Raw genomic sequence first — 17,872 nt, forward strand, 5'->3', positions numbered from 1 at the left:
CTGTGCACAAAATAACAGTTAATGTCTCTTCACCTACAGCGAAAAAGTGACAACCAGGGCAGGAGAGGTTGCAGGTTGAAGGTGGGAACGTTGAAGGTAGGGACGCGACCGCCCGTGTGATGCACGCCGCCCGTGGCAAACGGACGTGGCAGGGGCGCGCCGCTGGCGCGCCCACGCCGCTAGCGCGACTGCCCGTGGCGGGTGGTAAAAAACGCGCCCCTCTTGATACACGTCTCGTCTGCGCAGTATGACTGCTGCTGCTCACAACTCTGCTGCATCCTTTGCAACATTCTATGCTCATTGCTCATTCCCACTGTATACACGCACCACCCCAACATAAGCACAATCCCTTTTCTTTCTCTTCCGATTGTGAGGCGTTGTGCTCGGTTTCGCACCATGTTCAATCAACTGACGCACCATTGCCATTACAAGAAGAGGGAATGCATCATCATACCTGTTCATCTGCGCGTTGCGTCACTGAGTCTGATGCTCAGCGCACTTCTGTTTGTTCTGATCGGTTCTTGTGGAGAATGACACAAACGGGTTCGTTGCTGTCTTCGCCTACGATGTGGCGTTGACGAACGTGGCGCTGCCGCTGGTGGTGCGGTGACCTGAACAGGGTGACCGTCACCAACCGGCGGCGGGCGGCGGGCAGGGGTCTTCCGCAGCAAGACGGCGCTGGCGCAACATTGGAGTACAGGCAGGGTGACGGTCCCGCACAGAGGATGGCAGTGGGCGGGGGGCGCTTCAGATGTGACCGTCACCAACCGGCGGCGGGCGGCGGGCAGGGGTCTTCCGCAGCAAGACGGCGCTGGCGCACCACCCGAGTGCAGGTGAGGTGACGGTCACGCCCAGGGATTCCTAACCCCTAACCCCTGGCTGTCAATCTCGACCAGCGCCTCATCGAGCAGCGCCGCAGCGCCATAGTCGCGGTGGGCAAGGAAGATCGCACGTGCACGGATCAGATGGTCGCGGGCGCGGGCAGCGTCGCCAAGGTGAAACAGCGCATTCCCCTGGTTCGCCAGCACCCGTCCATACCAGAGCGGGTCGCTCTCCTGATCGCGGCTTGCCAACACCTCGTCATACAATCGCACGGCTTCGAGCAGATGATCGGTAGGGGAGGCATTGGACGAAATGCGCAGCGCATTGGCAAGAGTGACCTGCGCATTGAGCCACTGCTCGTAGTGCGTATCGCAGGTGTAGACCCGGAGCGACTCCCGCAACGACTGGATGGCCCGTTCGCGCAATATCTGATCGCCATTGCCGGCAGGCGCGAGTGTCAGGATCGTCAGCGCCAGGCGGTAATGCGCCAGCGCGTAGAGATCGGGCGTGCGCTCGATGGAGCAACAACGCAGCGCTTCCTGGAACCACTCGTTCGCCTCGACTAACAAGGTGCGCTGCCCGTTGGCAAGGTCCTGGTACAGCATGCCCAGTCGCAACGCCAGATACGCGCGCAGATCGAGACGGCGACTCCTGCCGGTCAGGCGCACTGCATCGCGCAGCGCCTGTAATGCTGCTGACGCCTGACCGACATTTGTATAGATCGTTGCCAGACGATCAAGCAGCTGTGCAGCAAACAACGGCGAAATGTGCCGGACTTCTTCGATCGCTCGTTGGAGCGCCGCGATGGCGGCGTCGTACTGACGGCGGGCAAGCGCATCCGCGGCATGCGCCGGGAGGACGCACGCCGCGATTTCACCGCTCAGCGTATCCGCCGCAGGCGGCGAGTCGCGCAAGCCCGCCATATACGCGACCAGATCAAGCAGAGCGACCAGATCGCCGTGCAACCGCTGGCGCAAACGCAGATAGGAGTCCGGGTCGCTGTGCAGCACGAAACGATTGTAGTGCGCTTCCGGTGAGGAATCACGCGCCAGCGCGCGCCAGGCGCTCTCGCGATCATTCGCCAGCGCCAGGGTGTAGAAGCGAAGCGCATCGGGCGTTCGTTCTGGAGTTTGCCCTGCGAGCAGAGCAGCGCAGACCTCTTCGGCGCCAGCAACAGGCGGGATCACCAGATATCCCGTCGGTGCGGGAAAGATGCCGAGCGGTTGTGGGCGAAGCGATAGATGCGCCATAACGCCTCCTTCGGGAAGGATCCCGTATCAGTCGGCTCTATCGCTACGGGCGCCGTTGTCTTTCGCGATAATGCCAGCGCCAGATCGTCACGACGCTGTGGTTTCCGGCGCGTTCTCTTCATATTCCAGCGCCGTTAGTTCGATCTCCTGTCCTGTCACGATGCGTCCGCACGGGGCGCCACAACGCGGGCAGCGGAACCGTTGCGGATCAGGCAGCGCCACCACTGCTTCGCAGTCGGCGCAATACACCTGTAATGGCACATCTTCGATCTCCAACCGCGCTCCTTCTAGTCGTGTGCCGGCAGTGGCGACATCAAAGCCGAACAAGAGCGCATCGCGCACCACGCCCGACAGAACTCCCAGCCGAAGATGTACTGCTGTCACCCGTGTGACGCCCGCCTTCGTCGCCGCTTCTTCGGCAATCTCTACCAGACTGTGAGCAATCGATAATTCATGCATACGCTGGCGCCGGTTGTAAGGCGCACGAATCCAGGCAGACAAACGTCTGTCAACGCTGATGTCGGCTGCTCTGACTCCCTGGCGCAGATCGGTGCGGCAGAACTCACGGTGCAAAATATGGAGATTTGCTTGAGGTTATTATAGTAAACCGCTGAAGTGTGCGCCGGTTAACAAATCGCAACTAAGAGAGAGTATATGATAACGAAACGGCTGGATTGCATGCTGATGCGGCGCGATCATGGACACAATCTGAACAAAAGGTAGGCGTTTTCAGTCTAATAGGAAGATCGACCGTGACCAGCGTTGGCTGAGCCTGTCGAAGCCAACGCCAACCGCTTCACAGGTGCAAGTGTGTTTGTCCGGATTTAGATTGATCGTCCTACAAGAGGACCAACTGCTCGCCGTGCATGTCGCTTGACCAGTGGATCGGCGCGCGGCGCGGCAGTGCGACGACACTGACGTACTGCACCCCTGCAAGCGCCAGTACGCCGCGCACCGCCTGCTCGGCGATCTGTGGCGTATTGGCTTCACGTGAAAGGTGCGCCAACCAGGCGCTGCGCCGTCGCCCGCCGGCGCCGAGACGGGCAAGCAGGCGTCCGGCGGCGATATTGTCCAGATGCCCGGTTGGACTGTAGATGCGATGTTTGACGACTTCCACATACGGCGCACGCCACAATTTCTCCTGATCGTGGTTTGCTTCGATGACCACCAGATCGGCCGGGGTCAGTCCTTCCACAATCGTGTCATTCCAGTGCCCCAGGTCAGTTGCGATGCCGACGCACCATCGCCCTGCGCTGATGGTGTATCCCACCGGCTCGGCGGCATCATGCGGCACCGGGAAACTGCGCACGTCGAAACCGGCAATCGTGGCGGCGGCGCCGGTCGCCAGTTCCTGTACTAGTACGCCCGACAGGTCTTGCTCGATAGCCGCCAGCGTTGGTTGGTTGGCGACAACTGGAATGCCGTAGCGTCGCGCCAGCAGACCGGCGGACAGAGCGTGATCGCCATGCTCGTGGGTAAGCAGAATGGCGCCCAACTGCGCAGGATGGACATCAACGCGCGCCAGCGCCGGCTCGAGGGTGCGCAACGGCAACCCGCAATCGACCAGCAGCGCCGCCTCGCCGGAGCGCACGAGCAGGGCATTGCCGCTGCTGCCGGAAGCAAAGGAGGTGACAGTGAGCGTCATAGGCTATCGCGGAAACAGGACACTGATGCTTTCACGGTTGTGAATGCGCCGGATCGCCTCACCAAACAGCGGCGCCACCGACACGACTTCGATCTGTGGGGTGAGCGTAATGGGTTGCGTCTCGACCGTGTCCGTCACGAACAACCGCCGGATCGGGCTGTCCGCCAGCCGCTCCATCGCTCCTCTGGCAAAGACGCCGTGGGTAACGGCGGCGTACACCTCCTTCGCGCCGCGCACCAGCAGTTGCCCGGCAACCTCGACGAGCGTTCCCCCCGAAATGGTGAAATCATCGACGATCAGCGCCGTTTTGCCCTCCACATCGCCGATAATCTCAACAATGTGCGCGTGCTCGTCGTGCGCAACACGCTCTTTGTCGCCCACCGCCATGGAGACGCCGAGATACCGCGCGTACTTCCGCGCTTTCTTGGCAAAACCGCTATCGGGCGCAACAACGATCAGATTGTCCAGATTCATCTGTTTGACCCGATCGCAGAGCACTGGCAGAGCATAGAGATCGTCGACGGGGATCTTGAAAAACCCCTGGATCTGCGGTGCGTGCAGGTCCATGACGACGATTCGATCGGCGCCGGCTGCTTCGATAGCGTCGGCGCACACCCGCGCGCGGATCGAGACGCGCGGTTCGTCTTTTTTGTCTCCCTTGGCGTAACTGAAAAAGGGCACCACGGCCGTCACCGATGCGGCGCTTGCGCGCTTGAACGCGTCGATCCAGAAGAGGAGTTCCATGAAATTGTCGTTCGCCGGAAACGCTGTTGACTGCACAATGTACACGTGTCGCCCGCGGACGTTCTCCAGAATGCGCACAAACAGATTGCCCTCGGAAAAGCGCAGCACTTCACATTCTCCCGGCGTCACACCCAGGTAATTGCAGATGCTCTTTGTCAACTTCGGACTTCCTGAGCCGGGAAAGATTAACATATCATCAGCGCTCATACGCCTGCCCTCCGCCGTATCTGTCGCCGCCATCGCTGCGTAAGCAGGAACGATGTTGAGTATACCACGCAGCGCCGCACGATGTGCGCTCTCGCACCATATCTTGACCATTGCGGCGTTTGGGGGCATCATGCGGAGGCGAGAGGCGGAACGGTGGAAGGTGGAAGGTGGAAGGTGCGAAGGTGGCAGGCGGGAGGTAGGGGCGCGGCGGCGCCGCGCCCAGGTCGTTCGGCGGTATGGCACGTGACGAGGGGCAAGAAGCAAGTGGCGAGAGGTAAGAAGCAAGAGGCAAGTGGTAGGGGATGAGGGGTTACAGGTTGCAGGTGCAAAGGTTGCAGGTTCCAGGTGGAAACATCGCACCTCCAACCCCTCACTCTTCACTCCTCACTCCTCACTCCTAACCCTACCCAAGGAGGACGATGATGTCTTCACGACTGGCAATCAATGGCGGCGAGCGAGCGATCAAAACGCCTTTGCCGCCCATGTTTCCCGGCGGTCTGCGCATTGGCGCAGAAGAGGAACAGGCAGTGCTCAATGTTCTGCGCAGCAAACGCCTCTTCCGCCACTATGGTCCGGCGCCGGGTCCCTCGCAGGCTGACCTGTTCGAGCAGGAATTCGCTGCTTATATGGGCGCGGCATACGCCCTGGCAGTCTCATCCGGCACAGCAGCGCTCATGTGCGCTATGGCAGGTCTTGGAGTCGGACCGGGTGACGAGGTGATCGTCCCGGCATACACCTGGATTGCGACCGCCTCGGCGGCAGTGGCGCTTGGCGCAGTTCCGGTGATCGCCGAGATCGATGAGTCGCTGACGCTTGACCCGGCAGACGTGGAACGCAAGATAACGCCGCATACCCGCGCGATTGCAGCGGTGCATATGCGTGGATCGCCGTGCCGGACGGATGCGCTGACCGAGATTGCACGCCGGCATAGCGTAGCGTTGATTGAAGATGTGGCTCAGGCGGCAGGCGCAAGTTTTCAAGGGAAACGTCTCGGGACGTGGGGCGACGCTGGCGCCTTCAGTCTTCAATTCAACAAGATTATCACGTCGGGTGAAGGCGGAGTGCTGTTGATCAACAGCCACGCGTTGTACAAGCGCGCCATCATGTATCACGATGTGGTCGGCGGGTATCGCCATCATATTCCGCCCGACGAGATCCTTCCAGGGGTCAATTTTCGTATGAGCGAACTCCAGGCAGCGGTTGCGCTGGCGCAACTGGACAAACTGGAAGGATTACTGGCGGATATGCGGCGCAATCACGCCGCGATTGTCGAACGCATTGCAAATCGTGTAATATCTTCTGGTTCGGCGCTTCGCCATCTCAACGATCCGGCAGGTGATGCCGGATTGGCGTTGGTGCTGTTGCTTCCATCCGCCGAACGCACACGCTGGGCGGTCGATGCGCTGCACGCCGAGGGCGTTGGTGCAATGGCGTTGTATCGCCCCGATGTTGAGGATTACCACGTCTATCGCTACTGGGCGCCGATCATGAACCGGAAGACCTGGTCAGAACAGGGCGGTCCCTGGCGCTGGGCAACACACCCAATCGAGTATGCGCCCGATATGTGCCCGCGCTCACTCGATCTGTTGAGCCGCGCCCTCCATATCGATGTCAGTCCCGATCTGAGCAAGGTGCAGGTCGAAGAGGTTGCAGCGGCGTTGAACAAGGTACTGGAGGCGCTGTGAGCAGCTATGATGTTGTGATCTGTGGCGCCGGCATTGCCGGGGTTGCCGCCGCCGAGGCGCTGACAGCGCGCGGCGCCTCGGCGCTGCTGGTCGATGAGCGTCCGCCCCTCTCACTGACCAGCGATGCGTCGAGTGAGTGCTATCGCAACTGGTGGCCCGGTCCCGACGGTGCAATGGTGGCGCTGATGAATCGCAGCATCGATATGCTTGAGGCGCTGGCGCGGGAAACGCAAAACGCTATTGCGCTCAACCGGCGCGGCTATCTCTACGTTACGACCGATCCGGCGCGGGTCGGTCTCCTGCGGCAGGCAGGCGAAGATGCGGCGGCGCTGGGTGCAGGACCACTGCGCGTCCACGCCGAATCCGGTACGTATTCACCCTCCATCGTCCATGGATGGGATGGTTCGCCTGATGGCGCCGATCTGATCCTCGACCGGGCAACGCTCCGCCGGTTCTTTTCCTGGCTCGCCGATACCGCCGTTGCTGCGTTGCACACGCGGCGTTGCGGCTGGTTGAGCGCCCAACAACTCGGTATGACCTTGCTGGAACGGGCGCGGGGTCGCGGTGCACGCTTTCTGCGCGGGCGCGTCGAGGCGGTTGAGATCACGAACCAACACGTCTCCGCCGTGCACATCGATGGTCATCGCGTCATCACAGGCGCGTTCGTGAACGCTGCCGGGCCATTCCTCCAACACGTCGGGCGAATGGTCGGTGTGGAGTTGCCGGTCTTCTCAGAACGGCATCTCAAAGCCGCATTCGAGGATTACCTGGGCGTTATTCCGCGCGATGCGCCGCTGCTGATCTGCGCCGATCCGCAGACGCTTCCCTGGACTGATGAGGAACGCACCATGCTTGCAGACGAGCCGGAGGCGCGGATGTTGCTCGGCGAATTGCCAGCCGGCGCGCATTGCCGTCCCGAAGGCGGCGCCGGGAGTGCGTGGGTCATTGCGCTGTGGGCATACGACGCCGCGCCGGTCGAAGAGGTCTTCCCGCTGCCGCCGGCGCCGTATTTCTTCGATATCACGCTGCGCGGGTTGGCGCGCATCATTCCGGCGCTCGAAGCCTACGTCCACCGTCCGCCGCGCCCGTCGATCGACGGCGGCTACTATACCAAAACCCGCGAGAATCGTCCGCTCATCGGACCGGCGGGACCGCGTGGCTCATTTGTGATGGGGGCGTTTTCCGGGTATGGCATCATGGCAGCCTGTGGCGCGGCAGAAATCCTGGCGGCGCATGTCAGCGGCACGACGCTCCCTGCCTGTGCGTCGGCGTTTCATCCCGCGCGCTACGATGATCCCGCTTATGCTGCACGCCTCGACGCCTGGACGGATACCGGGCAGTTGTGATGCGCCTCCGGTGACGCCGTTGCAGTGCAGCATCGCTATCGGGGGTGTGGGCGGCTCAGGGCGGATTTTTCTGGTCAGCCCATCGTTGCATCGCTCGCTGTGAGTATTGGGGCGCAGGCGGAATGCTGCCTTGCCCCGATGCCCGCGTCCTCTGGCGGGAAAACGAGGCGCGGGGGTGAAGGGAACAACCGGCAAGGAGGCGCGGAAAGTACGCTTCCGAAAAACTCTCGCAGTGGGAGGGGGCGCGTGGTGGGCCTCCAGGGACTCGAACCCTGAACCAATTGATTAAGAGTCAACTGCTCTGCCAATTGAGCTAGAGGCCCACGCAGAATAATACCACAACACAGCGAATTGCGCAAATCAATGCGGTATTGCATCTCACAACCCTCTCATTCCATTATCACGGCAAAGGGCGATGAAGTATGCTATACTTCTTCGGGGCGTCATAAGCGGAACGAGGAGCAATCGATGGTGGAACGCATTTGTTCGCAATGCGGTCACGGGAATCCGCTCGATCATCATTTCTGCGGGAAATGCGGCGCAGCGCTGGAGCGATTGCTTCCGGCGCCATTGCCGTCGCAGCCTCTGGCGCGCCTGGGCGCATCCATTCCTGCACGCTGGCGCGATGTCGGGCGCGCAGTGGCGATCAGCGCCGTCGCACTGGCGGCGGAAGCCGGCATTTCCTGGCTGTCGCGGCGGATCGAACAGCGGAATGCGCCCGTGAACCTTCCTGCTGCACCGCTGCAGGCTGTGAGACCCGCAGCACAACCGCCGGCAACGCGCGCAGCGGCGAATGTCGTGACGATCATCAGCGAACGGGTGATCGAGTTCATCGACGATGGCAACGGAACGCGACGCGTCAGTGAACGCGCGTTCTGGCGCCGCGTCAAGGAATAGGCGACGGCCTGATGTCAGCGCCTTCCGTAACAGTCAATCACCTTCAGCAACTGTTGCGCCCCCTGGCGCTGCGCTTGCGTCTGCGCGACACGCTCTGGTTTGCCAGCAGCAAGCTCTGGATCGCCGCAGTCCTGTCGCTGGCTATCCAGATTGCCGGTCGCCTGTTTCCGATTTCAGGGCTTCTCTGGATTTCCCTGGCGCCGCTGGCGCTGTGGGCGCTGATTGTCATTGGGTATCTGGCGGTGCGTCCGTTGCCGCCGATTCGCGCTGCGCAACGGATCGATGCGTTGCTCGATGCGCGCGAGCGACTGGCAACCGCGCTCGAACTTGGTCAGCGCGCTGAACAGACGCCGCTGGTCGAATTGCAGCAGCGCGACGCCTATTCCTTTGCCACAACTCTTCAACCGCGCCTGGTGCCACTCGAGATCAATCGCCGGTTGCTGATGGTCGCGCTGGTGTTGATCGCTGCTGTGGTTGCGCTGATGGTGTCGCCTAATCCGCAAGACCAGGTTCTGGCTGAACGGGCTGCCATCCGTGAGGCGACGCAGCAGGCGGCGGCGCAGATCGAACAACTGCGCCAGGAGATCGCGCAGAACCAGACGCTCAGCCCCGAGGAACGCGCCGCGCTGGATCGCGAACTGGCGGAATTGCAACAGCGTCTGGAGCAGAATCCGGGCAATCGTGAAGAGGCGCTCGCCGACCTTTCGACCACCGAGGCGCGTTTGCAGCAGCGCCTTTCGCCGGATGTCGAAGCACAACGCGCAGCGCTGGAACAACTTGCCCGCAACCTCCAGGCAAGCGAGGGTCAACAACAGAGCAGCCGTCCGACGCTGGAACAGGCTGAAGATACGCTCCAGCAACTGGCGCAGCAAATCGAGCGCATGACCCCCGAAGAGCGCGCGCAACTGGCGGAACAACTGCGTCAGGAAGCGCAGCAACTGCAACAAAGTGCACCGCAGACTGCACAGGCGTTGCAGCAGGCGGCGGACGCCTTGCAGCAAAACAATGTTCAGCAGGCGCAGCAGGCGCTCGAACAGGCGGCACAGAGCATTCAGCAGGCGCAACAACAGCAAGCGGCGCAGCAGACGGCCCAACAGTCGATAGCCCAGCTTCAGGAAGAACGCCAGTCCATTGCGCAGTCCGGGCAACAGCAGCAGGGGCAACAGCAAGCACAACAACCGGGACAGCAGCAAGGGCAACAACCGGGACAGCAGCAAGGGCAGCAACAAGGGCAACAACAGCAGGGACAGCAGCAGGGACAGCAGCAGGGGCAGCAACAAGGGCAGCAGCAGGGACAGCAGCAAGGGCAGCAGCAAGGGCAGCAACAAGGGCAGCAGCAGGGACAGCAGCAAGGGCAGCAGCAAGGGCAGCAACAAGGGCAGCAGCAGGGACAGCAGCAAGGGCAGCAGCAGGGACAGCAGCAAGGACAGCAGCAAGGGCAGCAACAAGGGCAGCAGCAGGGACAGCAGCAAGGGCAGCAGCAAGGGCAGTCGGGCGCACAATTGGAAGGAAATCAGCAGAACCCTGCAACCGGAACTGACGCTGGCAGCGGCAGTAGCGATCTGGTATATCAGCCGTTTACACCCGACGGCCAGCCGCGCGATGTCGAGCGCATTCAGGGGCAGGAAAGCGCAGGCGGGCAGACGCAGATCCAGCAAGGGCAGACGAATGTGCCGGGTAGCGTGAGTCCGCTTCAGACTCCGTACCAGCAGGTGTTGCAGGACTATCAGCGTGCAGCCGGAGAAGCGCTCGATCAAAGCGCCATCCCGCCGCACCTGAAGGATTATGTGCGCGACTATTTCTCACGGCTCGAGCCGTGATTGTGATTTCCCTGGCTCCATGTTCGAGTTAGGAGGTGTCGAATTCGTATGATGTGGCTATTTCCCGGCGTGCTTGCGCTGATCGTCATGCTTGGCAGCGTTGCGATCATCGTCGGCGGACGCCTGATGAAGCCATCTGCTGGCGTTGTAGCCTTCGTCTTTGCCATAACAGCAGTATCGTGGGTAGCGTTGATCGTTGTGTCGATCAGTCTGATGATGCGGAATCTTGCAACGGTCAGTCTTTGAGAAAGAAGCGGTATGACAGCAGCCGAAGAGATCAGGCAGGATGCCTTGTCGCCTGAGGAGTTCCGCCAGCGCGCGCTGGCGATCGAGACCGAAATCGCACAGGTGATCGTTGGTCAGCGGGAACTGATCCGTCTGGCGGTTATCACCTTGCTTGCAGGGGGAAATGCGCTTCTCGAAGGGGTGCCCGGTCTGGCGAAGACAACCCTGGTGCGCACGCTCGCCGATGTGATCGATTGCTCCTTCAGCCGCATCCAGTTCACGCCAGACCTCATGCCTGCCGATATTGTCGGTACGACTCTCATCAGCGAGGATGACGCAGGGCGCAAAACATTCCGGTTCGAGCCGGGTCCAATCTTTGCGAACCTCATCCTGGCGGATGAGATTAACCGCGCAACGCCGAAAACGCAGAGTGCGCTGCTCGAAGCGATGCAGGAACATACGGTGACCGTCGCCAAAACCATCCATCGGCTGGAAAGCCCGTTCTTTGTGCTGGCGACGCAGAACCCGCTCGAAATGGAAGGCACTTATCCGTTGCCCGAAGCGCAGCTCGACCGCTTCTTCTTCAAGATTCTCATCCCGTTCCCAACCGCCGCCGATCTGGTGGAAATCGCCAACCGCACGACCGGCGCGCGCACGCCGCAGGTGCGCAAAGTGGCGAATGCTGCGACGATCCTGGCAATGCAGCAACTGGCGCGTTCGGTTCCGATTGCCAGCCACGTCCTGTCCTATGCGGCGCGCCTGATTACCGCCACCCATCCCGAAGATAAGGACGCGCCCGCAGTGACGAAGCAGTATGTGCGGTATGGCGCCAGCCCACGCGGCATGCAGGCGCTCATTCTGGCGGGCAAGATCATGGCGCTGCTCGACGGGCGCTACAATGTCGCGTTCGCCGACCTGCGCCAGGCTGCCTTGCCCGCGCTGCGCCATCGGGTCATTCTGAACTTTGAGGCGCAGGCGGAAGGGGTTTCCCCCGACGATATCGTTAAGCAGGTGGTCGAGTCGGTGCGCGCAGAGTAACAATGGAATACGAACTTGCGGTCAGTCAGACAAGATGTTCGCGCGCCCAGCGCTCACGGCGCAACGATCCACAACGCGCACCGGCAGTCGTGGACGCGACCGCGCCCTGGCATCAGCAGCCCCGGCGGGGCTTTCACGTGCCTCAGCGAGGGCTTTAGCCCGCAGCGTCCCGGCAGTATGGTACGAATGACCGCACCTTCGTATAAGTGTTCACGGTTGGGGGAAACGATGCTGCTGGCCACCCAAAACGGGGGTTCGGGGGCAGCCCCCGAAAAAGAGAAGCGGCGGCGGAATGGCCTCAGCAAGCGCCAACGCACGGCACCCCGCCGCCCCAGGGCGCTATGCATCACTCCTGCGATCCCAGGAAGTGCGTGAACAAACAGTTACAGTAACAACACTGAGTCGAAGGTGAAGCAGTGACGACGACTTCATCACAATCGTTGTTTGACTCCGCTTTTCTGCGTAAACTGGATCGCCTGGCGCTGCTGACGCGGCGCGCGATGGTTGGCGACATCCAGGGTGAGCGGCGCAGTCCGCGACGCGGGTCGTCGGTCGAGTTCGCCGATTTTCGCCCCTATGTCCGTGGCGATGACATTCGCCAGATTGACTGGAACCTCTATGCGCGGATGGAGCGCTTCTTCCTCAAGCTGTTCGTCGCTGAGGAGGAGTTGACCATCCATCTGCTCGTGGATAACAGCGCCTCGATGGATTGGGGCGATCCGCATAAATTGACCTACGCCCGTCGTCTTGCGGCGGCGTTCGGGTACGTGGCGCTCTCGACGCTCGACCGGGTGACGGTGACGGCGTTTGCGGCCGGAGCGGGGGCGCAACTTCGCGCGGTGCGCGGCAAGGCGGGTGCGTTGCCGCTCTTCGCGTTTCTCCAACGACTCCAACCCGGCAGCGCTGGCGACCTGGCAGACGCCTGTAAACGCTATGCGCGCACCGCCATCAATCCGGGTCCGTTGATCCTCTGCTCCGATCTCCTCGATTCGCGCTGGGAAGATGCACTTCGCGCACTCGGATCGCGCCCGTTCGAGATCACTCTGCTCCACATCCTGGCGCCGCAGGAATTGCGCCCGCAACTCGACGGCGATTTTCGCCTGCTGGACGTGGAGACGGGTGAGGCGGTCGAGATTACCGCCGACCTGGAGACGTTGCAACGCTATCAGGATCATCTGCGCGAATGGCAGGAAGCGATCGAACGCTTCTGTCACGGTCGCAGTATTACATATGTGCAGGTCGATACGGCGCAACCGGTCGAAGAGTTCATTCTGACGATGCTGCGCCAGCGCGGAGTGTTGCGGTAATGATGGGGGGCGTATGTCGTTTCTGACGCCGCTGGCGCTTCTCAGTGCGCTGATCGTGGGTCCGCTGATCGTGGCGATGTATCTGCTGAAACTTCGCCGCGAGGAACGGCGCGTCTCCTCGACCTTCCTCTGGCAGCGCATGGTGCGCGATGTGGAGGCAAATGCGCCGTGGCAGCGCCTGCAGCGCAACTGGTTGCTCTTCCTGCAGTTGCTGCTCCTGCTGCTGCTGGCAATCGCGCTGGCGCGCCCGTTCTTCCTCACGACCGGCATTAGCGGGCGCAACCTGATCATTATCATCGACCGCTCGGCAAGCATGGCGGCGACGGATGTTCCTCCTTCACGTCTCGAAGCGGCGCGTCGTCAGGTGCAGACACTGGTGGAACAGTTGCCCGAAGGCGGGCGGGCGACGATCATCGCCATTGGCGGCCAGATGGATGTGCTTGCCGCCTCAACCACGGATCGCCGCCAGATGTACGACGCCATTCGTTCGATTACGCTCAATGCTGGCGGTCGTAGCGATCTGTCGCAGGCGCTGGCGCTCGCCACCGCCCTCTCGGCGCGTGAACCGGATAGCGAGATCGCCATCATTTCCGATGGGAATGTCGAAATTCCCGCCGATATTCGTGTTCCGGCGACGGTGCGCTATTTTCCGGTCGGGCAACGCGCCGAGAACGTCGCTATAAGCGCTATGGCGCTGCAACCGGCTCCTGCCGGGCAGACGCTGTTCGTCCAGGCGACCAGTTATGGCTCGGCGCCGGTCTCGCGGCGGCTCGACCTCTATCTCGATGGCGCACTCTTCAATGCCTATGAACTCAATTTTGGTTCCGACGGCGCCGCAGATGCCGTTCAGACCGTGATCGTCGATATTCCGGCACAGGTGCGCGTGGCTGAGGCGCGTCTTACTGCGGCGCCCGATGTAGACTTCCTGCCATCCGATGATCGTGCGTGGGCAGTGAGTTCGGCAGGCGCAGGCGTTGAAGTGCGCATTGTCGGTCCTGGCAATCGCTTCCTCGAAACGGCGCTTGCACTGTTGCCCGGCATCACTGCCACCAAAACAACAACTACGACGGTTTCTGGCGATGCTGCGCCTCAGATCACGATCTTCGACCGTGTCGTGCCGGATACCTTGCCGACCGGCAATCTGCTGTTTATCGCTCCAATGCGCTCGACCTCCCTCTTTTCCGTCACCGGCGTCGTCGATTTTCCGCTCCTGCGCCCGGCGCCAATCGTTATCGAAGGGCAGGCGCCGCCGCTGCTGCGGAATGTCAGCGTGAGCGAGGTGAACGTTCTGCGCGCAATGCGCATCGAAACAGGCATATGGGCGCGCACGCTGGTCGAGGGAGATGGCAGCCCGATGCTGCTTGCCGGAGAACGCGAAGGGCGTCGTATCGTCATCCTGGCATTTGCGCTGCAAGACTCCGATCTCCCGCTTCAGGTTGCATTTCCACTGCTGATCTCGAATATCATCGGCTATCTGGCGCCGGGGAGCGGTCTGGAGGCGTCGCAAATCGCGCCCGGGCAACCGCTGGTGATGGCGGTCGATCCCGCCGTCACCGCCGTGCGCGTCGTTCGTCCGGATGGTCGCGTCGATGCCGCGCAGATTCAGGGCGGACAGGCGATCTACGCTGATGCTGACGCGCTTGGACCGTACCTCATCGAGCAGGTGCGCGGCGATCAGGTGGTCGAGCAGCGTCGTTTCGCCATCAATCTGTTTATGCCAGAGGAGTCGCGCATTGCGCCGGCGAGCGAATTGCGTGTACCGCAGGTCAGCGGGTTGCAACAGGCAGTAACCCGTGAACAGGTAGGGCGGCAGGAAATCTGGCGCTGGCTGGCGGCTGTGGCAATCCTGATCGTTATTATCGAATGGCTGGTGTATCAGCGAAACAGTCTGACATACCTGCGGCAGCGCATTCGCCTTGCGCTCGCAGCGCGTCGCCGTGCGGCGTAGTATGGGCATTTCGTTCATCTATCCCGAAGCCCTCTGGCTGGTTTGCCTCCTGCCGTTCTTTTGGGGTATCGCCCTTCTCTCTCCGGCGCGCACCGGCGCCTGGCGACGGCGCCTCAGCCTCGTGTTCCGCACGCTTATCGTGCTGGCGCTCATTGGCGCGCTTGCTGGCGTCCAGGTCGTTCTGCCTCCCGCTACCACGACAACGATCTTCCTTCTTGATGGATCGGACTCGGTTGCCGCATCGCAACGTGCTCGCGCAGAGGCATTCATCGCGCAGGCGCTGGCGGCGATGCCGCCGGATGATCGGGCAGGCGTGATTGTCTTTGGACGTGAGGCGCTTGTCGAGCGGATGCCTTCCCCGGAACGCACTTTCGGTGCGCCACAGGCGCGACCTTTTGGCGGCGCGACCAACATTGCCGATGCCTTGCAACTTGGACTGGCGATGCTTCCGGCAGAAGGGCATCGCCGAGTGGCGCTCCTCTCCGATGGCGGCGAAAATCGGGGGACAGCGCGCGAGCTGGCACAACGCGCCGCTGCACAGGGCATCGCAATAGATGTGGTCCCGCTCAGTGGCAGCGCCGACGGATTGGATGCGCAGATCGTCGGTGTGACGTTGCCGGCGGCGGCGCGCGAAGGGCAGCGCCTGCCGTTGCGCGTCGATCTGGAGAGCACTGCGCCCGTCGCAGCGCAACTGAGCGTGACCGGTCCGGCAGGAGATGTCGTTGCGACAGTGCCGGTCGAGATCGGGACTGAGCGGCAAACCGTCGCGATCCTGCTTCCCGAAGCGCTGGTCGGTTTCAATCGCTATACGGTGCGTCTCGACGTTCCCGATGATGCACGCACTCAGAACAATGCCGTCGAGACCTTCAGTTTCGTCAGGGGCAAACCGCAGGTGCTGCTGGTCGCGCAGTCGCTCGACGATGTCACCGCGCTGGAACGCGCGTTGCGCGCTGCGCAGGTGGATGCTACGGTTGTGAATCCGGCATCCATGCCCGACACGTTTGGCGAGTTGATCCAGTACGAGGCAATTGCGCTGGTGAATGTTCCCCGCTCTTCGTTTTCCGACGAGGCGCTGCAACGGATCGCAACATATGTCCGCGACTTCGGCGGCGGTCTGCTGATGGTCGGTGGTCCGCAGTCGTTCGGTCCAGGTGGCTGGCGCAATACGCCGGTCGAGGCGGCGCTGCCGGTGACTATGGATATTCCCGAGCGTCAGCGCCAGCCGCCGGTCAGCGTCGTCGTCGTGATCGACATTTCGGGGAGCATGGCCGCAACCGAGGATGGCGTACCCAAATTGTCGCTGGCGCTCGAAGGCGCACGGCGGATTGCGGCGCTGTTGCGCGATGAAGATGAGTTGACCGTCATTCCTTTCGATGATCGCCCTGGCGTGATTGTCGGTCCGCTGCCGGGATCGCAGCGCGATGCTGCGATCGAACAGTTGAACCAGGTGAGTCTTGGCGGCAGCGGCATCAACATCCACGATGCGCTTGTGGTGGCGGCGCGGTATACTCGCGCCAGCAAGCAACCCATGCGCCATATTATCACGATCACCGACGGCAGTGATACCGTTCAGCAGGAAGGCGCGCTCGAAATTGTGCGCTCACTGCATGACGAAGGCGTGACCCTGACCTCCATTGCCATCGGGCAGGGCGACCATGTGCCATTTATCCGCGATATGGCTGCGGTTGGCGGCGGGCGCACCTTCCTGACGGAGTACGCCGCCGATATTCCCGATCTGTTGACCGGCGAGGCGCAGACGATCATTGCGCCATATATTGTCGAGGGCGCATTGGCGCCACAACGGGGAACGCCGCATCCCGTCCTGCGCGGGATTGACGCTCTGCCGGAACTCTACGGCTATGTCCTGACGACCCCCCGCGAGACGGCGCAGGTGGCGCTCGTTACGCCCGACGGCGATGTGGCGCTGGCAGCGTGGCAGTACGGTCTGGGGCGTTCCCTTGCCTGGACGAGCGATCTCAGCGGACGATGGGCGAAGGAATGGGTTGCATGGAATGCGTTCCCACAGTTCAGCGCGCAACTCTTCGCCTGGATTCTGCCGCAACCTGCCAGCGATGCTCTGAGCCTTGCGACGTACCCTGTCGGCGACGCGCTGGTTGTGGAGGCCGTGGCGCGCGCGCCCGATGGGGCGCCACAAACCGGGTTGCTTATTGATGCCTGGTTGATCGCCACTGATGGCGCTATCGTTGAAACCACGCTCCGTGAAGTCAGTCCGGGCCAGTATCGCACCTCGCTCGACAGTTTGCCGGCTGGCGCCTACCTGGTGCAGATCGTTGCGCGTGATGGGCAGGGGACGCCGGTCGCACTGGCAACCGGCGGCGCTGCGATGCCGCTCAGCGCCGAGTATCGCAGTCAGGCAGGGGATTACCGCGTGCTGGAAGAGTTGGCTCGTATCACCGGCGGACGGATCGATCCGCAGCCGCATCAGGTTTTTGAGCGAGGGCGTGATGCACGTGGCGTTGTGCGCGAGGCAGGGGCGTCGCTGCTCTGGCTGGCGCTTCTGCTGCTGCCGCTGGATATTGCGATCAGGCGTATTCTTATTCCGCGCAACCTGATCGCTATTGGGTTGCACCGCATCGGTCTGCGCACGCTCGCCGCGCGTCTCGAACCGCAAGCAGCATCGGAAACGGCGGTTGCTTCATCTCAACCATCTCCGCCTAGCGCCGCCCCTCGCAAGACGGTCGTCAGCCGCCCGCCCGCCGAACCGATGACGCCATCCGCCGGCGAATTGGAGCGTCTTCGTGCTGCGCAAGAAGCGGCGCGAAAGCGTCTGCGCGGTGAAGAATAGAGGTTAGAGGTTAGAGGTTAGGGGTTAGAGGTTAGGGGTTAGGGGTTAGAGGTTAGGGGTTAGGGGTTAGAGGTTAGGGGTTAGAGGCAATACTTTCGAATAAGCTCACACAAAGGCACAAAGGTGCAAAGG

13 protein-coding genes and 1 tRNA gene are annotated in these 17,872 nt (G+C 61.9%); 9 read left to right on the forward strand and 5 right to left on the reverse strand.

Annotation, left to right across the window (positions count from 1 at the left end; translation table 11 throughout):
• Window positions 1-845: 845 nt before the first annotated feature.
• From AC3EA7_RS12025 to AC3EA7_RS12040, 4 genes are all read right to left on the reverse strand, one after another.
• Window positions 846-2,072 (reverse strand): tetratricopeptide repeat protein, encoded by a 1,227-nt coding sequence (locus AC3EA7_RS12025; RefSeq protein ID WP_488614299.1) that lies wholly within the window; start codon window positions 2,070-2,072, stop codon window positions 846-848.
• An 87-nt stretch (window positions 2,073-2,159) separates the two neighbouring features.
• Entirely contained in the window at window positions 2,160-2,531 is a 372-nt protein-coding gene (gene hypA, locus AC3EA7_RS12030) for a hydrogenase maturation nickel metallochaperone HypA (RefSeq protein ID WP_488614300.1), read from the reverse strand.
• Window positions 2,532-2,910: 379 nt separating this feature from the next.
• Window positions 2,911-3,717 carry an MBL fold metallo-hydrolase gene (locus AC3EA7_RS12035; RefSeq protein WP_488614301.1) on the reverse strand — a complete coding sequence of 269 codons (807 nt, stop codon included), beginning with the start codon at window positions 3,715-3,717 and terminating at the stop codon, window positions 2,911-2,913.
• A gap of 3 nt (window positions 3,718-3,720) precedes the next feature.
• A complete protein-coding gene (locus AC3EA7_RS12040; protein WP_488614302.1) occupies window positions 3,721-4,668 on the reverse strand; it encodes a ribose-phosphate diphosphokinase in 948 nt (315 codons plus the stop codon).
• A gap of 419 nt (window positions 4,669-5,087) precedes the next feature.
• On the opposite strand from AC3EA7_RS12040, the gene AC3EA7_RS12045 reads away from it, so the two are divergent.
• Together AC3EA7_RS12045 and AC3EA7_RS12050 are read left to right on the forward strand one after the other, a co-directional pair.
• Window positions 5,088-6,353: a DegT/DnrJ/EryC1/StrS family aminotransferase gene (locus AC3EA7_RS12045; RefSeq protein ID WP_488614303.1), complete on the forward strand. Its 1,266-nt coding sequence runs from the start codon at window positions 5,088-5,090 to the stop codon at window positions 6,351-6,353.
• A complete protein-coding gene (locus tag AC3EA7_RS12050) occupies window positions 6,350-7,699 on the forward strand; it encodes an NAD(P)/FAD-dependent oxidoreductase (protein WP_488614304.1) in 1,350 nt (449 codons plus the stop codon). The genes AC3EA7_RS12045 and AC3EA7_RS12050 overlap by 4 nt, the downstream gene beginning before the upstream one ends.
• Window positions 7,700-7,946: 247 nt before the next feature.
• Here AC3EA7_RS12050 and AC3EA7_RS12055 read toward each other — a convergent pair.
• Window positions 7,947-8,022, reverse strand: a tRNA-Lys gene (locus AC3EA7_RS12055).
• Window positions 8,023-8,167: 145 nt separating this feature from the next.
• On the opposite strand from AC3EA7_RS12055, the gene AC3EA7_RS12060 reads away from it, so the two are divergent.
• The 7 genes from AC3EA7_RS12060 (at window position 8,168) to AC3EA7_RS12090 (ending at window position 17,740) form a co-directional block, all read left to right on the forward strand.
• On the forward strand, window positions 8,168-8,596 hold the full coding sequence (locus tag AC3EA7_RS12060) for a zinc-ribbon domain-containing protein (RefSeq protein WP_488614305.1): 429 nt from the start codon (window positions 8,168-8,170) through the stop codon (window positions 8,594-8,596).
• 11 nt (window positions 8,597-8,607) lie between these two features.
• On the forward strand, window positions 8,608-10,416 hold the full coding sequence (locus tag AC3EA7_RS12065) for a hypothetical protein (RefSeq protein ID WP_488614306.1): 1,809 nt from the start codon (window positions 8,608-8,610) through the stop codon (window positions 10,414-10,416).
• Window positions 10,417-10,464: 48 nt separating this feature from the next.
• Window positions 10,465-10,662 carry a hypothetical protein gene (locus AC3EA7_RS12070; RefSeq protein WP_488614307.1) on the forward strand — a complete coding sequence of 66 codons (198 nt, stop codon included), beginning with the start codon at window positions 10,465-10,467 and terminating at the stop codon, window positions 10,660-10,662.
• 12 nt (window positions 10,663-10,674) lie between these two features.
• A complete protein-coding gene (locus AC3EA7_RS12075; RefSeq protein WP_488614308.1) occupies window positions 10,675-11,679 on the forward strand; it encodes an AAA family ATPase in 1,005 nt (334 codons plus the stop codon).
• Window positions 11,680-12,095: 416 nt separating this feature from the next.
• Complete coding sequence (locus tag AC3EA7_RS12080) at window positions 12,096-12,986, forward strand: DUF58 domain-containing protein (protein WP_488614309.1); 891 nt, start codon at window positions 12,096-12,098, stop codon at window positions 12,984-12,986.
• Window positions 12,987-12,999: 13 nt separating this feature from the next.
• Window positions 13,000-14,934, forward strand: coding sequence for a VWA domain-containing protein (locus AC3EA7_RS12085; protein ID WP_488614310.1), 1,935 nt, complete (start codon window positions 13,000-13,002; stop codon window positions 14,932-14,934).
• 1 nt (window position 14,935) lies between these two features.
• The gene (locus AC3EA7_RS12090; RefSeq protein ID WP_488614311.1) at window positions 14,936-17,740 is read left to right on the forward strand and encodes a VWA domain-containing protein; all 2,805 of its coding nucleotides are present in this window, start codon (window positions 14,936-14,938) and stop codon (window positions 17,738-17,740) included.
• The last annotated feature ends 132 nt before the right edge of the window (window positions 17,741-17,872 follow it).

This window comes from Roseiflexus sp. (genome assembly GCF_057785375.1).

Bases quoted from the DNA above. Each gene is read 5' to 3' on its own strand.
- AC3EA7_RS12035 (WP_488614301.1), bottom strand. From the start codon at position 3,717: ATGACGCTCACTGTCACCTCCTTTGCTTCCGGCAGCAGCGGCAATGCC.
- AC3EA7_RS12070 (WP_488614307.1), top strand. From the start codon at position 10,465: ATGATGTGGCTATTTCCCGGCGTGCTTGCGCTGATCGTCATGCTTGGC.
- AC3EA7_RS12085 (WP_488614310.1), top strand. From the start codon at position 13,000: ATGTCGTTTCTGACGCCGCTGGCGCTTCTCAGTGCGCTGATCGTGGGT.
- AC3EA7_RS12045 (WP_488614303.1), top strand. From the start codon at position 5,088: ATGATGTCTTCACGACTGGCAATCAATGGCGGCGAGCGAGCGATCAAA.
- AC3EA7_RS12040 (WP_488614302.1), bottom strand. From the start codon at position 4,668: ATGAGCGCTGATGATATGTTAATCTTTCCCGGCTCAGGAAGTCCGAAG.
- AC3EA7_RS12090 (WP_488614311.1), top strand. From the start codon at position 14,936: ATGGGCATTTCGTTCATCTATCCCGAAGCCCTCTGGCTGGTTTGCCTC.
- AC3EA7_RS12065 (WP_488614306.1), top strand. From the start codon at position 8,608: ATGTCAGCGCCTTCCGTAACAGTCAATCACCTTCAGCAACTGTTGCGC.
- AC3EA7_RS12060 (WP_488614305.1), top strand. From the start codon at position 8,168: ATGGTGGAACGCATTTGTTCGCAATGCGGTCACGGGAATCCGCTCGAT.
- hypA (WP_488614300.1), bottom strand. From the start codon at position 2,531: ATGCATGAATTATCGATTGCTCACAGTCTGGTAGAGATTGCCGAAGAA.
- AC3EA7_RS12025 (WP_488614299.1), bottom strand. From the start codon at position 2,072: ATGGCGCATCTATCGCTTCGCCCACAACCGCTCGGCATCTTTCCCGCA.
- AC3EA7_RS12075 (WP_488614308.1), top strand. From the start codon at position 10,675: ATGACAGCAGCCGAAGAGATCAGGCAGGATGCCTTGTCGCCTGAGGAG.